The sequence below is a fragment of the Mucilaginibacter myungsuensis genome, from assembly GCF_015222005.1.
GTDB classification, from domain to species: domain Bacteria; phylum Bacteroidota; class Bacteroidia; order Sphingobacteriales; family Sphingobacteriaceae; genus Mucilaginibacter; species Mucilaginibacter myungsuensis.
The window spans coordinates 62,457-78,107 of sequence record NZ_JADFFL010000007.1 but is presented as its reverse complement, the minus strand read 5'-3'; the positions used below and the strand labels follow the sequence as shown (position 1 = coordinate 78,107).

At 46.2% G+C, this 15,651-nt stretch carries 16 protein-coding genes and 1 tRNA gene; 6 read left to right on the top strand and 11 right to left on the bottom strand.

What is annotated here, in order from left to right:
• The first annotated feature begins 72 nt into the window (after window positions 1–72).
• The 4 genes from IRJ16_RS17180 to IRJ16_RS17165 all read left to right on the top strand — a co-directional run bounded on the left by IRJ16_RS17180 (window position 73) and on the right by IRJ16_RS17165 (window position 3,409).
• Window positions 73–870 (top strand): mechanosensitive ion channel family protein, encoded by a 798-nt coding sequence (locus tag IRJ16_RS17180; protein ID WP_194112863.1) that lies wholly within the window; start codon window positions 73–75, stop codon window positions 868–870.
• Between the two features lie 102 nt (window positions 871–972).
• The gene (locus IRJ16_RS17175) at window positions 973–1,275 is read left to right on the top strand and encodes an ArsR/SmtB family transcription factor (RefSeq protein ID WP_194112862.1); all 303 of its coding nucleotides are present in this window, start codon (window positions 973–975) and stop codon (window positions 1,273–1,275) included.
• A 21-nt stretch (window positions 1,276–1,296) separates the two neighbouring features.
• Window positions 1,297–2,403 (top strand): NADH:flavin oxidoreductase, encoded by a 1,107-nt coding sequence (locus IRJ16_RS17170; protein ID WP_194112861.1) that lies wholly within the window; start codon window positions 1,297–1,299, stop codon window positions 2,401–2,403.
• A 1-nt stretch (window position 2,404) separates the two neighbouring features.
• A complete protein-coding gene (locus tag IRJ16_RS17165; RefSeq protein WP_194112860.1) occupies window positions 2,405–3,409 on the top strand; it encodes an LLM class flavin-dependent oxidoreductase in 1,005 nt (334 codons plus the stop codon).
• Here the strand turns inward: IRJ16_RS17165 and IRJ16_RS17160 are convergent.
• The 11 genes from IRJ16_RS17160 to IRJ16_RS17110 form a co-directional block, all read right to left on the bottom strand.
• Window positions 3,406–4,662 (bottom strand): Hsp70 family protein, encoded by a 1,257-nt coding sequence (locus IRJ16_RS17160; RefSeq protein ID WP_194112859.1) that lies wholly within the window; start codon window positions 4,660–4,662, stop codon window positions 3,406–3,408. The two genes, IRJ16_RS17165 and IRJ16_RS17160, sit on opposite strands and share 4 nt — an antisense overlap.
• A gap of 176 nt (window positions 4,663–4,838) precedes the next feature.
• On the bottom strand, window positions 4,839–5,360 hold the full coding sequence (locus IRJ16_RS17155; RefSeq protein ID WP_194112858.1) for a tetratricopeptide repeat protein: 522 nt from the start codon (window positions 5,358–5,360) through the stop codon (window positions 4,839–4,841).
• A 248-nt stretch (window positions 5,361–5,608) separates the two neighbouring features.
• A tRNA-Ser gene (locus IRJ16_RS17150) sits at window positions 5,609–5,695 on the bottom strand.
• Between the two features lie 85 nt (window positions 5,696–5,780).
• Window positions 5,781–6,761 (bottom strand): YihY/virulence factor BrkB family protein, encoded by a 981-nt coding sequence (locus IRJ16_RS17145; protein ID WP_194112857.1) that lies wholly within the window; start codon window positions 6,759–6,761, stop codon window positions 5,781–5,783.
• An 11-nt stretch (window positions 6,762–6,772) separates the two neighbouring features.
• On the bottom strand, window positions 6,773–7,180 hold the full coding sequence (locus IRJ16_RS17140; protein ID WP_194112856.1) for an acyl-CoA thioesterase: 408 nt from the start codon (window positions 7,178–7,180) through the stop codon (window positions 6,773–6,775).
• Between the two features lie 3 nt (window positions 7,181–7,183).
• Complete coding sequence (gene mltG, locus IRJ16_RS17135) at window positions 7,184–8,236, bottom strand: endolytic transglycosylase MltG (RefSeq protein ID WP_194112855.1); 1,053 nt, start codon at window positions 8,234–8,236, stop codon at window positions 7,184–7,186.
• A gap of 26 nt (window positions 8,237–8,262) precedes the next feature.
• Entirely contained in the window at window positions 8,263–8,571 is a 309-nt protein-coding gene (locus IRJ16_RS17130; RefSeq protein WP_194112854.1) for a rhodanese-like domain-containing protein, read from the bottom strand.
• The gene (locus tag IRJ16_RS17125) at window positions 8,561–9,343 is read right to left on the bottom strand and encodes a PASTA domain-containing protein (protein WP_194112853.1); all 783 of its coding nucleotides are present in this window, start codon (window positions 9,341–9,343) and stop codon (window positions 8,561–8,563) included. Before IRJ16_RS17125 ends, IRJ16_RS17130 begins: the two co-directional genes overlap by 11 nt.
• Before the next feature lie 79 nt (window positions 9,344–9,422).
• Window positions 9,423–10,262, bottom strand: a complete 840-nt coding sequence (locus IRJ16_RS17120; RefSeq protein WP_194112852.1) for an MOSC domain-containing protein — start codon at window positions 10,260–10,262, stop codon at window positions 9,423–9,425.
• Between the two features lie 356 nt (window positions 10,263–10,618).
• The gene (locus IRJ16_RS17115; protein WP_194112851.1) at window positions 10,619–12,136 is read right to left on the bottom strand and encodes an OmpP1/FadL family transporter; all 1,518 of its coding nucleotides are present in this window, start codon (window positions 12,134–12,136) and stop codon (window positions 10,619–10,621) included.
• A gap of 39 nt (window positions 12,137–12,175) precedes the next feature.
• Entirely contained in the window at window positions 12,176–13,069 is an 894-nt protein-coding gene (locus tag IRJ16_RS17110; protein ID WP_194112850.1) for a hypothetical protein, read from the bottom strand.
• 194 nt (window positions 13,070–13,263) lie between these two features.
• Here IRJ16_RS17110 and proS point away from each other — a divergent pair, with 194 nt between their 5' ends.
• Together proS and IRJ16_RS17100 are read left to right on the top strand one after the other, a co-directional pair.
• Window positions 13,264–14,736: a proline--tRNA ligase gene (gene proS / locus IRJ16_RS17105; protein ID WP_194112849.1), complete on the top strand. Its 1,473-nt coding sequence runs from the start codon at window positions 13,264–13,266 to the stop codon at window positions 14,734–14,736.
• 70 nt (window positions 14,737–14,806) lie between these two features.
• The gene (locus IRJ16_RS17100) at window positions 14,807–15,649 is read left to right on the top strand and encodes a DUF4249 domain-containing protein (protein ID WP_194112848.1); all 843 of its coding nucleotides are present in this window, start codon (window positions 14,807–14,809) and stop codon (window positions 15,647–15,649) included.
• The last annotated feature ends 2 nt before the right edge of the window (window positions 15,650–15,651 follow it).

Genomic DNA, 15,651 nt, shown 5'->3' with positions numbered 1-15,651 from the left:
CCTGTATTTTCAAACAGAATACGCCTGAAATGTCTTTTATAGGAATATTAACTGTGTTCAGGAGACGCGCCGATGAAAAAGAAGTTTGATATTAATGAAGTTTACGAAGCCCTTTATAATTGGATGATCAATTACGGCGTACGGGCCGTTATTGGTATCATCGTACTGATCGTTGGTTTTTGGCTGATCAAATTGATCATCAATAGGTCAAAAACAAGTCTGCGCGATAAGAACGTCGACCCGTCGGTAAAACCCTTCCTCATGAGTTTATTGGGCGTAGCGTTAAGGGTTTTGCTGATCATTGGCGTTATCCAGATCATGGGGATAGAACTGACATTGTTCACCGCCGTAGTTGGTGCTTTTGGCGTAGCGGCTGGTCTGGCGCTCTCCGGAACTTTACAAAATTTTGCCAGCGGATTGATGATACTATTGCTAAAGCCTTTCTCGGTAGGTGATAATATCATTAGTCAAGGTTTAGAAGGAACAGTTACGTCGATAGAGATATTCTACACCATCGTCACTACGTTCGATAACCGCACGGTCATTGTCCCCAATAGTAAATTATCTAACGAAGTGATCATCAATATCAGTCGCGAGGGTATCCGCAGGCTGGATCTGAATATGAAATTCCCTAACGGTGCCGATATCAGGCAAGCTAAAGACGTGCTGGATCGCGCTATTAGCAAATGCACCAATGTGTTGGCCAAACCACAACGCCGGGTAGGGGTAGGTGAATTACAAAATGACGGTTTTTTAATGAGCATCAATGTATGGGTTAACGCGCATGGATATCAGGATACCAAATTGGCGGTGCAAGAAACCCTATTGCAAGATGTTAAAGATGCAGGTATCAAGATAGCAGGGTTATAGGCTACTGTCACTGTAATGTCGTTCGGCATAGCCAAGATCAGCCGTTTGTCATCTATCAATAATTGATAGGTATATCGGGAAATTCCGATATACATTTGCGGCATGGATCAGGTAGAAATATTCAAAGCGCTCTCTAACAAAACCCGTTTGCAAATACTGGCCTGGCTTAAAGAACCGGAAATATATTTTCCCGGGCAGCTAGAGCATACCGGTTTTGAAGACGGCGTTTGCGTTGGGCAGATCCAACAAAAGGCTGGTCTAACGCAATCTACAGTATCTGAATATCTGGCACTGCTGCAGCGTGCCGGGCTTGTTCAGTCTACCCGTAAGGGGCAGTGGACCTATTACCGCCGTAACGAGGCCGCCTTTGAACAACTTTCTAAACTGATCCTATCCGAAGTTTAACATTAACCATTCCATTTACTTATGAATACTGAAAGCTTATTCAGGCCGTTTGCCCTGAAATCTTTAAATATCAAGAATCGAATCGTAATGGCGCCTATGACGCGCTCATTCTCGCCGAACGGCGTTCCGACCGCTGAAGTTGCTAACTATTACAGTAAACGCGCCGAAGGCGAAGTTGGTTTGATCCTGTCCGAAGGAACAGTGATCGACCGTCCGTCATCATCTAACGACGGAAACGTACCACATTTTTACGGTGCAGATGCTTTATCCGGTTGGCAAAATGTGATCAATGGTGTTCATGCCGCTGGTGGCGCTATGGGCCCGCAGATCTGGCATATGGGCGTAATGGATAACCACCAGTCGGGCTGGTTGCCTCCCGTGCCTTTTGAAGGTCCGTCGGGTTTGAATCGCCCGGGTAATAAGAACGGCAACGCTATGACCGATGCAGACATCGCCGATACCATTGCCGCTTTTGGTCGCGCTGCTGCCGATGCTAAACGTTTGGGTTTTGATACTTTAGAACTGCATGGCGCACATGGTTACCTGATCGATCAATTTTTTTGGGAAGGTACTAACGAGCGTACCGACCAATATGGTGGTAAGACATTAGCAGAGCGCACCCGTTTTGGTGTAGAAGTGATCAAAGAAGTACGCAAGCAAGTAGGCGAAGACTTTGCGCTGATCATCCGCTTATCGCAATTCAAGCCATCGGCTTACGACTATAAACAGGCAGCAACCCCGCAGGAGTTAGAAGCCTGGTTAACCCCATTGGCTGATGCCGGTGCAGACATCTTCCATGCTTCTCAGCGCCGTTTCTGGGAACCCGAGTTTGAAGGATCTGACCTGAACTTTGCAGGTTGGGCTAAAAAACTGACCGGTAAGGCAACTATCACGGTAGGATCGGTAGGTCTGTCGGGTGATTTCTTTGGCGCGTTCGCAGGGCAAAGTTCTGAGCCGAGCTCGTTGGAAGAATTAGTACGCCGTATGGATAGGGGAGACTTTGATCTGGTTGCCGTTGGCCGCCCGATATTGGCCGATCCGTTTTGGGTGCAAAAGATCCGCGATGGCCGTAATAATGAGTTAAAAGGTTTTACCCCGGCCGCGCTGGGCGAATTGGTTGTAGCTTAATATGAGCAAGCAATTAAAAGATATCCGTTACTCGGTGCTGGACCTGGCTACGGTGATCGAAGGCCATACCGCCGCCGATACTTTCGGGTGGAGCATGGAACTGGCTCAGCAGGCCGAGGCTTTAGGATACAACCGTTACTGGTTTGCCGAGCATCATAACATGATCGGTGTGGCCAGTTCGGCACCGCAGATATTGATCGGCTATATTGCCGGTGGCACAAAAACTATCCGGGTAGGTTCGGGCGGCATGATGCTGCCCAACCACGCCCCGCTGGTGGTTGCCGAGCAATTTGGTACACTGGCCACTTTGTATCCGGATCGTATAGATCTGGGTCTTGGCCGCGCACCGGGTACTGATCAGCCAACGGCTTACGCCATTCGTGGCGAGAATATGAACGCGCCCAATCATTTTCCGCAGGACGTTCAAAAGCTGCAACGGTTTTTCTCGGCCGATAATGCCGAGGCAAAGATCAGAGCCAATCCGGGTGAAGGTTTGGATGTTCCGATATGGATATTGGGATCAAGCACGGACAGCGCGCATTTGGCCGCCGCGCTTGGTTTGCCTTATGCTTTTGCCAGTCACTTTGCGCCGACATATTTTAAAGAAGCGATCAAAATATATCGTAATAACTTTAAACCATCGGCACAACTGGCCGAGCCTTATGTAATGGCTTGTGTGAACGTAGTGGCAGCCGATACTGATGCCGAGGCAACTTATTTATTCACGTCGTTGCAGCAATTCTTTACAAGTGTAGTAACCGGCAAACGTACTTTGTTGCAACCTCCTGTAGATAATATTGATGATGTGTGGAGCATTTACGAGGCCTCGGCCGTTAGCGATATGCTTTCTTACGCTTTCATCGGCGGACCGGAAAAATTGCAGCGTAAATTAAGCGCCTTTGTAGATGAAACCGGCGTAGATGAGATCATGGTAACATCACATATTTACGATCATCAGGCTAAAATGAGATCTTACAAGATCTTTGCCGAAGTGATAGATGCTTAGTCGTTAAACAGGTACCCGCTGTAAGCTAAACCCTTGGCCACGCTTTTAAAGTTGTCGCCCGAGTTAAGTGTAACATGCGGGAACCTTTGTTTAAATAGTGACTGGATGCTCCCGACCATCGAAGTACCACCCGTTAAGAACAAGCTGTCTATTTTTAGCGGGTCGATGTTGTTCTGCTTTAAAAAGTTCTCCAGATAATCGGCTATGCGGGTCACGTCTTTGGATATGATCTGCTCGTAACCCGGCGACGTTATCGTTTCCTCGATATCTATCTCCATTTGATGATAGCTGAATTTGGCCTCATAGTCAGTCGTAAGCTTGATCTTAGCTGCCTCTATCGACTGAAATACTGAATACCCCAGGTTATTATCGATCAGCGTGATCAAATTTTTGAATTTGGCATTGTTCCCCGAGTAATAGTAATACTCATCAATATCCCTGCGAATCCGCAATCCGTTAAAAAAGTTCATTTGCTCCCATGAGCATATGTTAGCATAAAGAGAAATTGGTACGGTGAGCACTTTACCCGGGGTAGCCTCGTAAGTAGTGCCTTTACCAAAATACGGCGTGCCCTTCTCCCACATAAACGCCGAATCAAAACTATCGCCACCTACGTAGATACCGCCGTTGGCCAGCATATCATTTTTCCGGTCCTTGTTGGTGGCGTTGGCCGGGTCGAGTATCAGATAGGTTAGGTCGGTGGTACCTCCGCCTAAGTCGGCCACCAATACATGTTCTTTGGTCTTTAGGCTTTTCTCGTAAGCGAAAGCCGCGCCGATAGGTTCGAATTGAAAACGAACATCGGTAAGTCCGGCCAATGTGGCCGCCTTTTGCAAACGGGTTTGGGCCAGGGTGTCTTTCTGTACGTCATCGTCATCAAAAAATACCGGGCGACCGAGCACTGCCTTACGGCATTCCTGACCAATGTGTTGATCAGCACGTGCGATCAGTTCTTTCAGGATGGTCGCCACCAGATCCGAGGCGTTATAGCGCTTGTTATGGATCCGGGTCTCGGTAAAGCTACTGCGCGACAGGATCTGTTTTACTGATTTAATGAAACGGCCCTTCATATTATCTGCGAGGTAAGCTTCTATCGCGGCTTCGCCGACTACATATCCGTCAACAGCGTACTGATGAAAATAGATCAGCGAAGGGATGATGATGGTATGGATGATCTCGTTCGCGTCCTTATCATAAATTGCCAGTGCCGAGTTGGTGGTGCCAAAATCAATTCCGTACAGGTAGTTTTTCATGCTTCAAAATATCGGGGCGGCGAAAGTAGGAAAAAACGATGATTTTAATGGGATGAGGTTTGTGTTCTGATAATTTAAATGTCCCGCTTATCGTTGTTTTACGCATGTGGAATTTCGGTATGCATCATGGTAAAAAAAGCCGATCGTCAGAGACCGGCTTTTCTATATCCCAAATATCAATCGTTGTAACTGTAAACCATTTTTTGTTTGGCTTTAACCTTGCCCGATACTCGTTTGATGTGTTTCTGCAAGTCATCAGCCTCGTCCGGGTCGGTAGCTAACGCGGCTGCTTTTTGATAATGAACTTCAGCAGTTACAAGGTCCAGGCATTGCTCGGCATACGCTCCTAATTGCTCATAAATGCAGGCGTGGCAAACGCCTGGAGTAGTTATAGCTTTATCCGCTGTTTGTTGGATCGACTTTTGCATTTTTAGCGTAATTAGTAGCTTTAAATAATGTACATACACATCAGGGAAATTTGGATCAAGTTCGATGCATTTTTTTAAGTAGAAGCCGGCGGTCTGATAGTTCTTGAATTCATAAAAATACAAGTGCCCTAACTGATAGTACGCCCGTGCGTAGTCTGGGTCTTTACCGATGATCGTATTAAAGTAATGCATCGCCTTTGGTGTTTCGCCGTAGTTCAGTTCGTCTAAAGCCTGTAGGTAAAGCTCGTCAACATTGTATAAAATGTCCATGAGAAGAAATATATAGTATGTGGCCACAGGATAGCTGTAACCACAAATGATGAAAAAATAAGTTGGATTGATGCTGAGTTTACGCCCCTCAGCGGGGGATGTGGGATACTACTGCATACCCCGACCCGTCAGTCCGGATAACCGGCTGCACAAGCTAAATTGGATATGCTGCATCATTAACATTTGAGGTAAGGATCTATTTTAAAACGTAACTAAAAAGCCACCCGTAGGTGGCTTCTTGTTATCAGCGGAGAGCTAGGGATTCGAACCCCAGGAACCTGTAACAGTTCAACAGTTTTCAAGACTGCCGCAATCGACCACTCTGCCAGCTCTCCGGGGACAAAAGTACAAATCCGGCCCGGATCGCCAAATTTTATTTCAAATTTTTTAATTATTTTTAAACGATTAGTTATCAGAAACTTAATGTGCGTCACCTGATTTTTTTGTCGTTCTGAAGGTGTTATAACGCGGTTTTACGATCTTAATGGTGCGCTTAGAAAGGTCGATACTGGCATTTAATTCAAATCCGATAAGGATAATGAGCGAATTTAGATACAGCCAGATCATCACTACAATGAGTGTACCGATGGATCCGTAAACCTTATTGTACGAAGAGAAATTGTTGATGTAAAAAGAAAAGCCGACCGAGGTAAGCACTGCCAAACAAGTAGCCAGTATAGACCCCGGACTAACAAATTTCCACTTGCGTTTATTGGCCGGTCCGTAGCGATATAAGATAGCTATGGTAACAAAGTATAGGCCGATCACGATAGCCCAATTGGCCAGCACGACCACATACTTTAAAACAACCTTGGTGCTCTCTAATTGGTCTTGAATAAAATAGATCAGCGCCTGGCTGATGATCAGGATAACGATCGCGGCAAATAATGATAGTGCTATCATACAGGTAAGCACCAGGGCTATCCAACGGCGTTTAAGCCAGGTGCGGGTCTCTTCTACTAACGATGATTTGTTAAAGGCTTTCATCAGCTTAGCAATGCCGTTGGTGGCAAATATCATAGCCGTTAAAAAACCAATGGAGAGCAAGCTCAGATTGCCATTGTTTACAATGTCGTCGATAGTCTCGCGCAATGCCATGTAGGCATTGTGTGGGAGGACCGTTTCTATAATGTCCAGTAAGGTTTTCTGAAAATTATCTATCGGGATATAAGGGATCAGTGTGAATAAGAAAATGATGACCGGGAACGTTGCCAACAAAAAACTATAGGCTAAGGACGATGCCCTGTTAACCAACGAATCCTGCTTGATCTCTTTAAAAAAGAAGGAGGCAACGGTGTACAACGGCAGGGGACGGAAGCCGGGCAGGATGACCACCTTGGTCCAATCCAGCAGGTACTGATAAAATTTATAGCGCGATAAAAACCGGTGAAACCATTCCATTCACCTCAAAACTACTCAAAAAAAGGCTTCATTTTATCGATGAATTCCTTTGGGGACAGGCAGGGGCGGTTGGTTTTCATGTTTACAAAAACTAATAGCGTCTCGGCCAGGTGGATAAGCTCGTTCTGCTCGTTGGTCAATTCGTAACGGAAATGTATCTTAACGCCGGGCAATTTATCCATGATCACTTTAATGCTGATCTCTTCATCGTAACGGGCTGGTTTCAGGTATCTGCATTTCAGTTCCAATACGGGCATCATAATGCCTGATGCTTCCATGCCGGCATAGGTCATACCTACACTGCGGAGCATCTCTACACGGGCCACCTCGAAAAACTCGGCGTAGTTGCCGTAATACATATAACCCATTTGGTCAGTCTCGCCATACCGTACGCGCAGTTTTGTGGTGTATTCAAACATTCCTTATTTCTTGATATTACGCGCGTCCAATGCCTTGCGGAATTTCTTGGCGTTGATGTTGTGTTCTGCTTCGTTCGCAGCGAAGTTATGACGTCCCGAAAAATCTTCTTTAGCTACCATAAAAATGTAATTACTTTTCACAGGATCAAGTACGGCCTTAACGGCATTTACTGATGGCATCATGATCGGTCCGGGAGGTAAGCCTTTGTATATATAAGTATTGTAAGGCGAGTTATAGACCAAATGCTTGTTTAATACCCGGCGTATGGTAAAGTCGTGTACAGCAAAGATCACGGTAGGGTCGGCTTGTAATAAAATGCCTTTATGTAAACGGTTCAGATACAGACCAGCTATGGTCGGCATTTCGTCATCAAATAAAGCTTCAGAATCCACTATAGAGGCTAATATCGATGCCTGGATAGGGGTGAGGCCCTGTGCTTCGGCTTTCTGTTTACGCTCGGCTGTCCAAAAAGTAGTGTAATGCGTGTGCATACGTTTAAAAAGCTTTTCGGGCGTGGTGTTCCAGTACATCTCGTAACTGTCGGGCATAAACATCACGTAAACGTTATCGGTATTAAAACCAAATTGCTCCACGTACCTTGCCGAATCTATCAGGCGATAGAACGCTGCCGAATCCGGTTCCATGTGTTTTCCTAAAAACGCAGCGAACTGCTCCTTTAAACGGAAGTTAGTGAACTTGATCTTCACCGGCTCCTGCGTGCCTGAAGCTAATCTGTTGATCAGCGCGCGGTTGCTCATGCCGGCATCTAAACGGTAACGGCCCGGCTTAACACGGCCGGTGTATTTCATGTTCTCGGCAGCCCACTTGAAGGTCGTTGTGTCTTTAACTATCTCATTGGTTTTGATAGAATCTAACACGTCCTGATAGGTAGCGCCGGTACGGATGTATAGGTATTCTTTGTTATCGGTAACGTTCGGCCCAAAGAAACGCAGATAGTAGAACAACCCTGTGCCGCCAAGCGCTAATATGATGATCCCCACCAGCGCGAAGATGAATTTTTTAAAGCGTCCGGATGATGGTTGCTGGTTGCTCATGATATCTCGAAAAAAAAACTTTTTAATTATTGTTTGAGTTTTTGCACGGCTAATAAACCGCCCGTTAGGTTACGCACATTGGTATAACCATTCTGTTGCAAAATTGATTGCGCTGTACCGCTGCGTAGGCCTGCTTTACAGATCATAATGATCTCGTCATCCGTGTCGATATCATCCAGAGGCAAAGCATCGGGCAATTTTCCCAAGGGGATATTCTCCCCGCCCAGGTTAAATGAGTGGTACTCGATAGGTTCGCGCACATCCAGCAGGTTCAATTTTTCGCCATTGCTAATACGCTCGATAAACTCCGCAGCCGAAATATTATTACTGTTCATCAAGCTTTTTACCTTGGCTAACGGTTAGGTTAACGCGGGTGCCTATACTTACTTTACTCGTAGAATCGGTACGGGCGGGGAACTGTTGTACCACCACCAAATTAGCTGAATCGGTTATTGGGCCTTGGTAGATCACATCACCCACAGCCAATCCTATACCTTTAATAGCCATTTTAGCGGCATCCAGATCCATATTTACCAGGTCGGGTATCTCTTGCTCGGCAGCGCCCGCGCCATCGCCCAATACCAGATCAACGACCGATCCCTTTGGCAGTTTGTCGCCGGTACTAAGTGCACGACCGCTGAAAGTGACCTCTAACACGTGGTTGCGGGCAATATCCGCGCGATAGGTGGTGTCGCCAACTTTCAGGCCGTAGTTGGCCAGTATGGCAACCGCTTCTAAATAAGTATTGTCTTTCAGGTCGGGTAAGGTAACGTTAGGGGCTAATGTGGTAACTACCATCAAATAGATGGTACGGCCTTCTTTAACGTTGGTGCCTGCATCAGGATCCTGTTCGGTAACGGTACCGGGTACTTTATCGGGCACGTAAACCGAATCTATTTTGTATTCAAAACCTTGCTCGTCAAGTATAGCCATGGCGCGCTCTTTGGTGAGCCCTTTTAAAGATGGCACGGGGATGCCTTCGCCATGACGGGTATAGTAGCTGAGACTAAAGAACGCGATCAGCACAATGCCGACAACAACGCCAATAGCACCCAATAAATTCTTCAGAAAAGCTTTTGTTTTAAAGTATGCCCAGAGTTTGCCCATTGCTTTTTATGTAGATCAAACATAACAGAAAATTTCGGATCTGTGAAGTACCGATGTGAATTTGGCCCGATGCGAGGGTTTATCGCACCTCGCCAACCTCTTCGTTAAACACGGTGGCGGGTTTGGTACTTAGTATGTGTAGCACATCGCCTATATTAAGTGTGCCCTCGCCGGTGTGGATCAGGTTTTGGCCCATGTATATTTTGTTGTTCTTTTTGCGGTAACGCGCCAGGGTTTTCAGTGGCTCTTTGGTGCGTGCGGCTGTTTCCTGATCGATGCCGGGGATAGGGCAGCGGGCGCAGATCTTCACGCCATAAAAGTCGATGTTATTGATCTTAAAATGTGCCATCTCATCTTCAGCATAGGGGGCACCTCCGGTAAACACAATATTCGGCCTAAAGCGGTCCATAAGAATGATCTCGCCACAGCGTTCGCTCAGGTCGGTCAGCGATGCTTCGCCGATCAGCAGACAGGGGTACCCATCACTAAAAGAGTTGATCTTATCGTCAGGAGCATATTCCGGGTCTACCGGTCGACGGGAATCTTCCGGCATGTAAACCAACCGGCAGTTTACGCCCAATACTTTACTGAACCATTCGGCAGCCTCAAGGCAAACAATATCGGCCGTGCAGGTATCATCCCAAATGGTCACCTCGGCGCGGCCGATCGCCGGTGCATCGAATGGGATTAGTATATCATCATTATGCTTAAACACCACTTTGATACCATCAGGCACCAGCTCCGTTTTACAAAGCGCCATTTGCGGATATTCACGCTGGGAGATAAATTTATTATCGTCATTGATCAGCATCCAGCGACGGTCATAAAGCAATCCGCGCGATGTGATCTGCGACGATGTTAACGATATGCCGCCCAAAGATTTTATCGGGTAAATAAACAACGAACTGATAGTTAGCATGGTACTTTAGCTATTAAACGGCGCAAAAATAACAGATCGCCGGCAATAGATCAACAGCCTTAATTAAGATCTAATTTATTTGCGATCTAACTTGCAGGTAATTTAAACTTTACATAAATTAGCCGCTGTAAACGTGTACGTTATCGCAATTTACCACACCAATGACACCCGAAGAAAAACTTAGGCGTATCAACGACCGCCAAACTATGACCTTGATGATATCTTACCTGATCGTTATCCTTGTTGCCTTTATGGTAATGGCACTTATTTAACGCATCATTTATTGAAATATAACATAAAAAGAGAGGGCCATGTATCACTACATAGCCCTCTCTTTTTATGTTTGATAGGTTTGTTTAGAAGCGGAAACCTACCGTTGCGAAAACGTTGTTGATCGTTCTGTTTAGCGTTGCTACCGGGCTGGCAGTACCTATCTCGTAAGGATACACGCTTTGTGAACCGTAATCCATGCGGCTATAGGTCAGGTCGATGTAGTAATCGCCGCTACGATAGCCTAAACCACCGCTGGCTGTTTTGATGTCACTGCCATTGCTCTTTAACGGACTACCTTGTATGCCGTAACCACCGCGTAAGAAGAATTCGCTGCTCAGCCGAGCCTCTGCACCAATGCGTGAATTAACCGCCGACTGATAAAGCGTCCTGATGTCATTGTTATCGCGTGTCGCGCTGTAATCGCCGCTTAAGCGAGATGCTGAATAATCCAGATACTCTACATCGCCGCTGATAAAGCCGTAATCTTTAATAAATACTGCTATACCACCTGTTGCTTTAAATGGCGTGGTAAGGTTATATCTAAAAGGATAATTAGCTGTTGGTACAAATTGGTTAGTTCCGTTAAGACGGGTAGCCATTTCTTCATTATAATTATCGTCAATGTTATACCAGGTAGGGGTGGTTACAGATGCGCCTAAACGTACCGCGTTAACCGGTTTAAAAATAAAGCCTGCCTTTAAGTTGAAACCTGTTCCGGTTGTCGATTGATCTTGGCTGTAAGTATTGATATATGGTCGGGTAGCGGTAACAATGGGCGGTCCAAAATCGGTGATCACGTTAGCGTTACCATTTTCTACAAAACGAGTGGTGGTATTATAGCGGATATTAGCAATACCGACACCTACACCAAAATAGAACTTATTGCTGTAGTTGGCACCCGCAGATAAACTAAGCTCGGACTGGCCACCTGTGCGGTAAGCAGTACTCATTTGGGCGTAACCATTAGGGTTAATGCTTTGCCCTGCTACGGGATTGGTAGCATTAGATCGGTAAGTGTCGCCTGCGTAATAATCGATCAGGTTTTGATCGTATGCCCAGCGGCCAAGTGTGTTATCATAAATGTCACCTGCTGTGTTGCTGGCCTTGTTATTATTAGCATCATTGGCATAAAAATCGGTGATGCTGTTGCTGCGGTTGGTGCCGCCATAAGTTACATCCTCGTAATAATTAGCCGTGCGGTTATAGGATATACCAAAGTTAAGGCTAAGCCAACCCTGGCTTTTGTCGCTGCTGTTGTTGTATAACCTTGAATAGATCACTGCCGCCACATTAGCCAGGTTAAGGCTGCCTTTAGAGCTATTCATGCTGTTGCCCTGGTAAAGCGAATTGATGTTTGACCCGTTGAACTCGGGCGTGATACTTATCTCGGACCGGGTAAAGAAACCTAGACCGGCCGGGTTACCACCTATCGAACTTAGGTCGCCACCAACGGCTGTGCCCGCGTTACCAATGGCTTTTATGCGTGATGTGTTGCCGGTTTGCGTTTGCGAAAAACGCAACGCGTCTTGCGAGTATTGGGCAAAGCCGGTCTGTGCAGCTGCTACTATAGCGACCGCGGTCAGTAGATATTTAGGTTTCATTGATCGAAATGTAAGATCTTGTTGTTTTTAGTAGATAACTTATGGCCTCACCGGGCGTGCGCCACCGCCGCCTCCGCCACCACCACCTGATGATGAACGACCGCCGCCGCCTCCGCCACTGCTGCTTGGTGGAGGGGATGATTGTACCTGTGGTGTATAAACCTGACGCGGAGCATCAGTTCTGGTAGGCCGGGCATTAGTATTGTTACCTTGTTGATTGCCATAGCTGTTAACTGCCTGGCGGCTGCCTGCGGTAGATCCTGCCACTTGCGGTCTGCCCGGGTAAGCGTTATTCATTGGATAGTTACCATTGTAACCTACGTTATTAGACGAACGGTTCACCATTGGATTACCCGGTGCGCCTGATCCGCGATATGGTCTTGCTGTGCCTGATGCTAAACCGCCACCACCGTAGATCGGGTAGCCGCCGCCCCAGCCATAACCACCGCCCCAACCGTATCCATAGCCACCGCCCCAGCCAAAGTTATTAAAGCCCCATGGGCTATAACCGAAGCTGCCATAAAGGAAAGGATCGTAATACCCGTAAGAGAATGGGTTGTTGTAACCCCAACCCCATGCGTTACCCCAACCAAGGCCTACACCCACGCCAAAGCGCCAGTTGCTGCCGTAGAAAGGACTGTAACCTGCGTAAAGGTCATTGTAGTAGCCAAAAGGGGAATAGTAACCGAAACGATTTATGCGCGATGCATAACTATCGTAGTAATAGTAGTCATCGTCGTTATAGTTATTATACCTGTCCTGTTGCGGTTGCTGCGGGGCAGATACGTAAACAGGAGCGGCACCGGCTTTGGCCTCAGAGTAATAAACGTCGTCGTCCTTAGCTACCTTGTTGGTCGCCATTTGTGTTGTCGAGCAGGAACTTAATGCCAACGCACCCATCAGCACCATCCCTAATATTATGTTCCGTTTCATGTATGTGTGTTGTATTTTAGATCTAAAAAGCCAATTAAACTTTAAATTTAATAAATTTGACCGCGTTGCACGGTAACGCAAAGGTAAAAATTAATTGGGAGGTAACATTGTGTGTCAGGTTACCTTAGTAAGACCAACCAAACGTGCAATGGTTTAACATTATTGCAAAATAAAATTAATAATAAAGCGCTGAAATGAGCAAAGGTATCGTAAGTAAAGAAGAAGACTACTCTGCATGGTATAACGAGCTGGTGATAAAGGCCGATCTGGCCGAATATGCACCGGTAAAAGGTTGTATGGTAATTAAGCCCTACGGCTACTCTATCTGGGAGAAAATGCAATCTGTTTTAGACGGCATGTTTAAAGAGACCGGCCACGTTAACGCTTATTTCCCGCTGTTTATACCCAAGTCTTTTTTTAGCAAGGAGGCCAGCCACGTTGATGGTTTTGCCAAAGAATGCGCTGTAGTTACCCACTATCGTCTAAAGAACGACGGTAACGGCAACATCGTTGTAGACGAAGATGCTAAACTGGAAGAAGAACTGATCGTTCGGCCAACGTCCGAGACCATCATTTGGAATACTTACCGAGGCTGGATCCAATCTTATCGTGATCTGCCTATCCTGGTTAATCAATGGGCTAACGTGGTGCGCTGGGAAATGCGTACCCGTATGTTCTTACGTACTACCGAGTTTTTATGGCAAGAAGGCCACACCGCGCACGCAACGCCGGAAGAAGCTATCGCCGAAACCGAGCAAATGCTGAACGTGTATGCCGATTTTGCCGAGAACTGGATGGGCGTACCGGTAGTGCGTGGTAAAAAATCAGCTAACGAACGTTTTGCAGGCGCTTTAGAGACCTATTGCATCGAAGCCTTGATGCAGGACGGTAAAGCTTTACAAGCTGGTACGTCGCACTTTTTAGGTCAAAATTTTGCTAAAGCGTTCGATGTGAAGTTTACCAATAAAGTGAACGTTCAGGACTTTGTTTGGGCAACGTCATGGGGTGTATCTACCCGTTTGATCGGCGCGCTGATCATGGCTCACTCTGATGATGCCGGTTTGGTATTACCTCCAAAATTGGCACCTATCCAGGTAGTTGTAGTACCGATCTACAAACATCAGGAGGAGTTGGATAACATCACCGAGTATGTTAAAGGTTTGACCAAAGAGTTGAAGGCTAAAGGCATATCTATTAAATTTGATAACCGCGACACCCATCGCCCGGGAGCGAAATTTGCCGAGTATGAGTTGAAAGGTGTTCCATTGCGTGTTGCCATCGGCAGCCGTGATATGACTAATGGCACGGTAGAATTGGCCCGTCGCGATACCAAAACCAAAGAGACCGTAAACCAGGAAGGCCTTGCCGATCTGATCGAAGCAAAATTGGAAGAGATACAACAGAACATCTACCAAAAAGCATTCGACTTCCGCGCTGCTAACACCACCGAGGTTGATACCTACGACGAGTTTAAACGTTTGCTGGATGAAAAACCGGGTTTCCTGTCAGCGCATTGGGACGGCACACCGGAGACCGAGCAACTGATCAAAGACGAAACTAAGGCTACCATCCGTTGTATCCCGTTGGATAATAAGCAGGAAGAAGGCGTTTGTATCCGTACAGGTAAACCGTCTACACAAAGGGTGTTGTTCGCCAGGGCATATTAATTAACGCTTGTAAAAATCTGAACAAGATCTTTATCTTTACGGTATCGTTAAAAATGACGAAACCTTATCGATGAAGATCTTTTTTAGTTTTGGCTGCGCACTTGCTTTTTTTATCTTTTCGTTATCTTGCAGAAAGCCTTGGATGCCGGATGTGTCAACGTCCGTAAAGCAAATACTCGTGGTCGAAGGTTTTATAAACTTGACCGATTCCACGAAAGTTAAACTGAGCAGGACAGTAGACATTCAAAATAAAGGCACTACCGCGCCGGAGTTGGATGCCACGGTTACTATAGAGAATGATAAAGGTGTGACTTTTGCTTTACCGGCAAAAGGTAATGGTGTTTATGCAGCACAGTCTTATAACCTTAGCGCCGCCGACAGGTACCGGCTGCGTATTGTGACCAAAAGCGGGGCCGCTTACCTATCGGATCTTGTGCAAGCCAAAGTTTCGCCGCCAATAGATAGCGTCGGTACTAGAATACAGGCTAATGGTGTCTATCTGAATATCAGTACTCATGATCTCACCAATGCTACCCATTATTATAGGTGGGAATATTACGAAACCTGGGAGTTTAACACGTTTTTACGAAGCGAATATTATTATGATGGGGTTACCGTATTGCCGCGTACATTTTACGTGAATCATTGTTGGGGTAATAATGTATCGCCTGATATACATTTGGCATCGACACTCGCGCTCACTAATGATGTGGTTGATAATAAATTGCTTTTGTTCATTGACGCCTCATCCGAGAAATTGACCCAACGATATAGTATATTGGTGAAGCAGTATCCGTTAACTATAGATGCTTACGAGTACTATGAGCAATTGAAAGCCGCCACTGAGAAACTTGGTACCGTGTTCGATCCAATGCCAAGCTCGTCGTTCGGGGAATATTCACAAAGTGGATGATG

Coding starts and splice junctions, on each gene's coding strand:
- mltG (WP_194112855.1), bottom strand. CDS start 8,236: ATGAGCAACCAGCAACCATCATCCGGACGCTTTAAAAAATTCATCTTC.
- IRJ16_RS17125 (WP_194112853.1), bottom strand. CDS start 9,343: ATGGGCAAACTCTGGGCATACTTTAAAACAAAAGCTTTTCTGAAGAAT.
- IRJ16_RS17170 (WP_194112861.1), top strand. CDS start 1,297: ATGAATACTGAAAGCTTATTCAGGCCGTTTGCCCTGAAATCTTTAAAT.
- proS (WP_194112849.1), top strand. CDS start 13,264: ATGAGCAAAGGTATCGTAAGTAAAGAAGAAGACTACTCTGCATGGTAT.
- IRJ16_RS17165 (WP_194112860.1), top strand. CDS start 2,405: ATGAGCAAGCAATTAAAAGATATCCGTTACTCGGTGCTGGACCTGGCT.
- IRJ16_RS17160 (WP_194112859.1), bottom strand. CDS start 4,662: ATGAAAAACTACCTGTACGGAATTGATTTTGGCACCACCAACTCGGCA.
- IRJ16_RS17130 (WP_194112854.1), bottom strand. CDS start 8,571: ATGAACAGTAATAATATTTCGGCTGCGGAGTTTATCGAGCGTATTAGC.
- IRJ16_RS17115 (WP_194112851.1), bottom strand. CDS start 12,136: ATGAAACCTAAATATCTACTGACCGCGGTCGCTATAGTAGCAGCTGCA.
- IRJ16_RS17110 (WP_194112850.1), bottom strand. CDS start 13,069: ATGAAACGGAACATAATATTAGGGATGGTGCTGATGGGTGCGTTGGCA.
- IRJ16_RS17100 (WP_194112848.1), top strand. CDS start 14,807: ATGAAGATCTTTTTTAGTTTTGGCTGCGCACTTGCTTTTTTTATCTTT.
- IRJ16_RS17140 (WP_194112856.1), bottom strand. CDS start 7,180: ATGTTTGAATACACCACAAAACTGCGCGTACGGTATGGCGAGACTGAC.
- IRJ16_RS17175 (WP_194112862.1), top strand. CDS start 973: ATGGATCAGGTAGAAATATTCAAAGCGCTCTCTAACAAAACCCGTTTG.
- IRJ16_RS17120 (WP_194112852.1), bottom strand. CDS start 10,262: ATGCTAACTATCAGTTCGTTGTTTATTTACCCGATAAAATCTTTGGGC.
- IRJ16_RS17145 (WP_194112857.1), bottom strand. CDS start 6,761: ATGGAATGGTTTCACCGGTTTTTATCGCGCTATAAATTTTATCAGTAC.
- IRJ16_RS17155 (WP_194112858.1), bottom strand. CDS start 5,360: ATGGACATTTTATACAATGTTGACGAGCTTTACCTACAGGCTTTAGAC.
- IRJ16_RS17180 (WP_194112863.1), top strand. CDS start 73: ATGAAAAAGAAGTTTGATATTAATGAAGTTTACGAAGCCCTTTATAAT.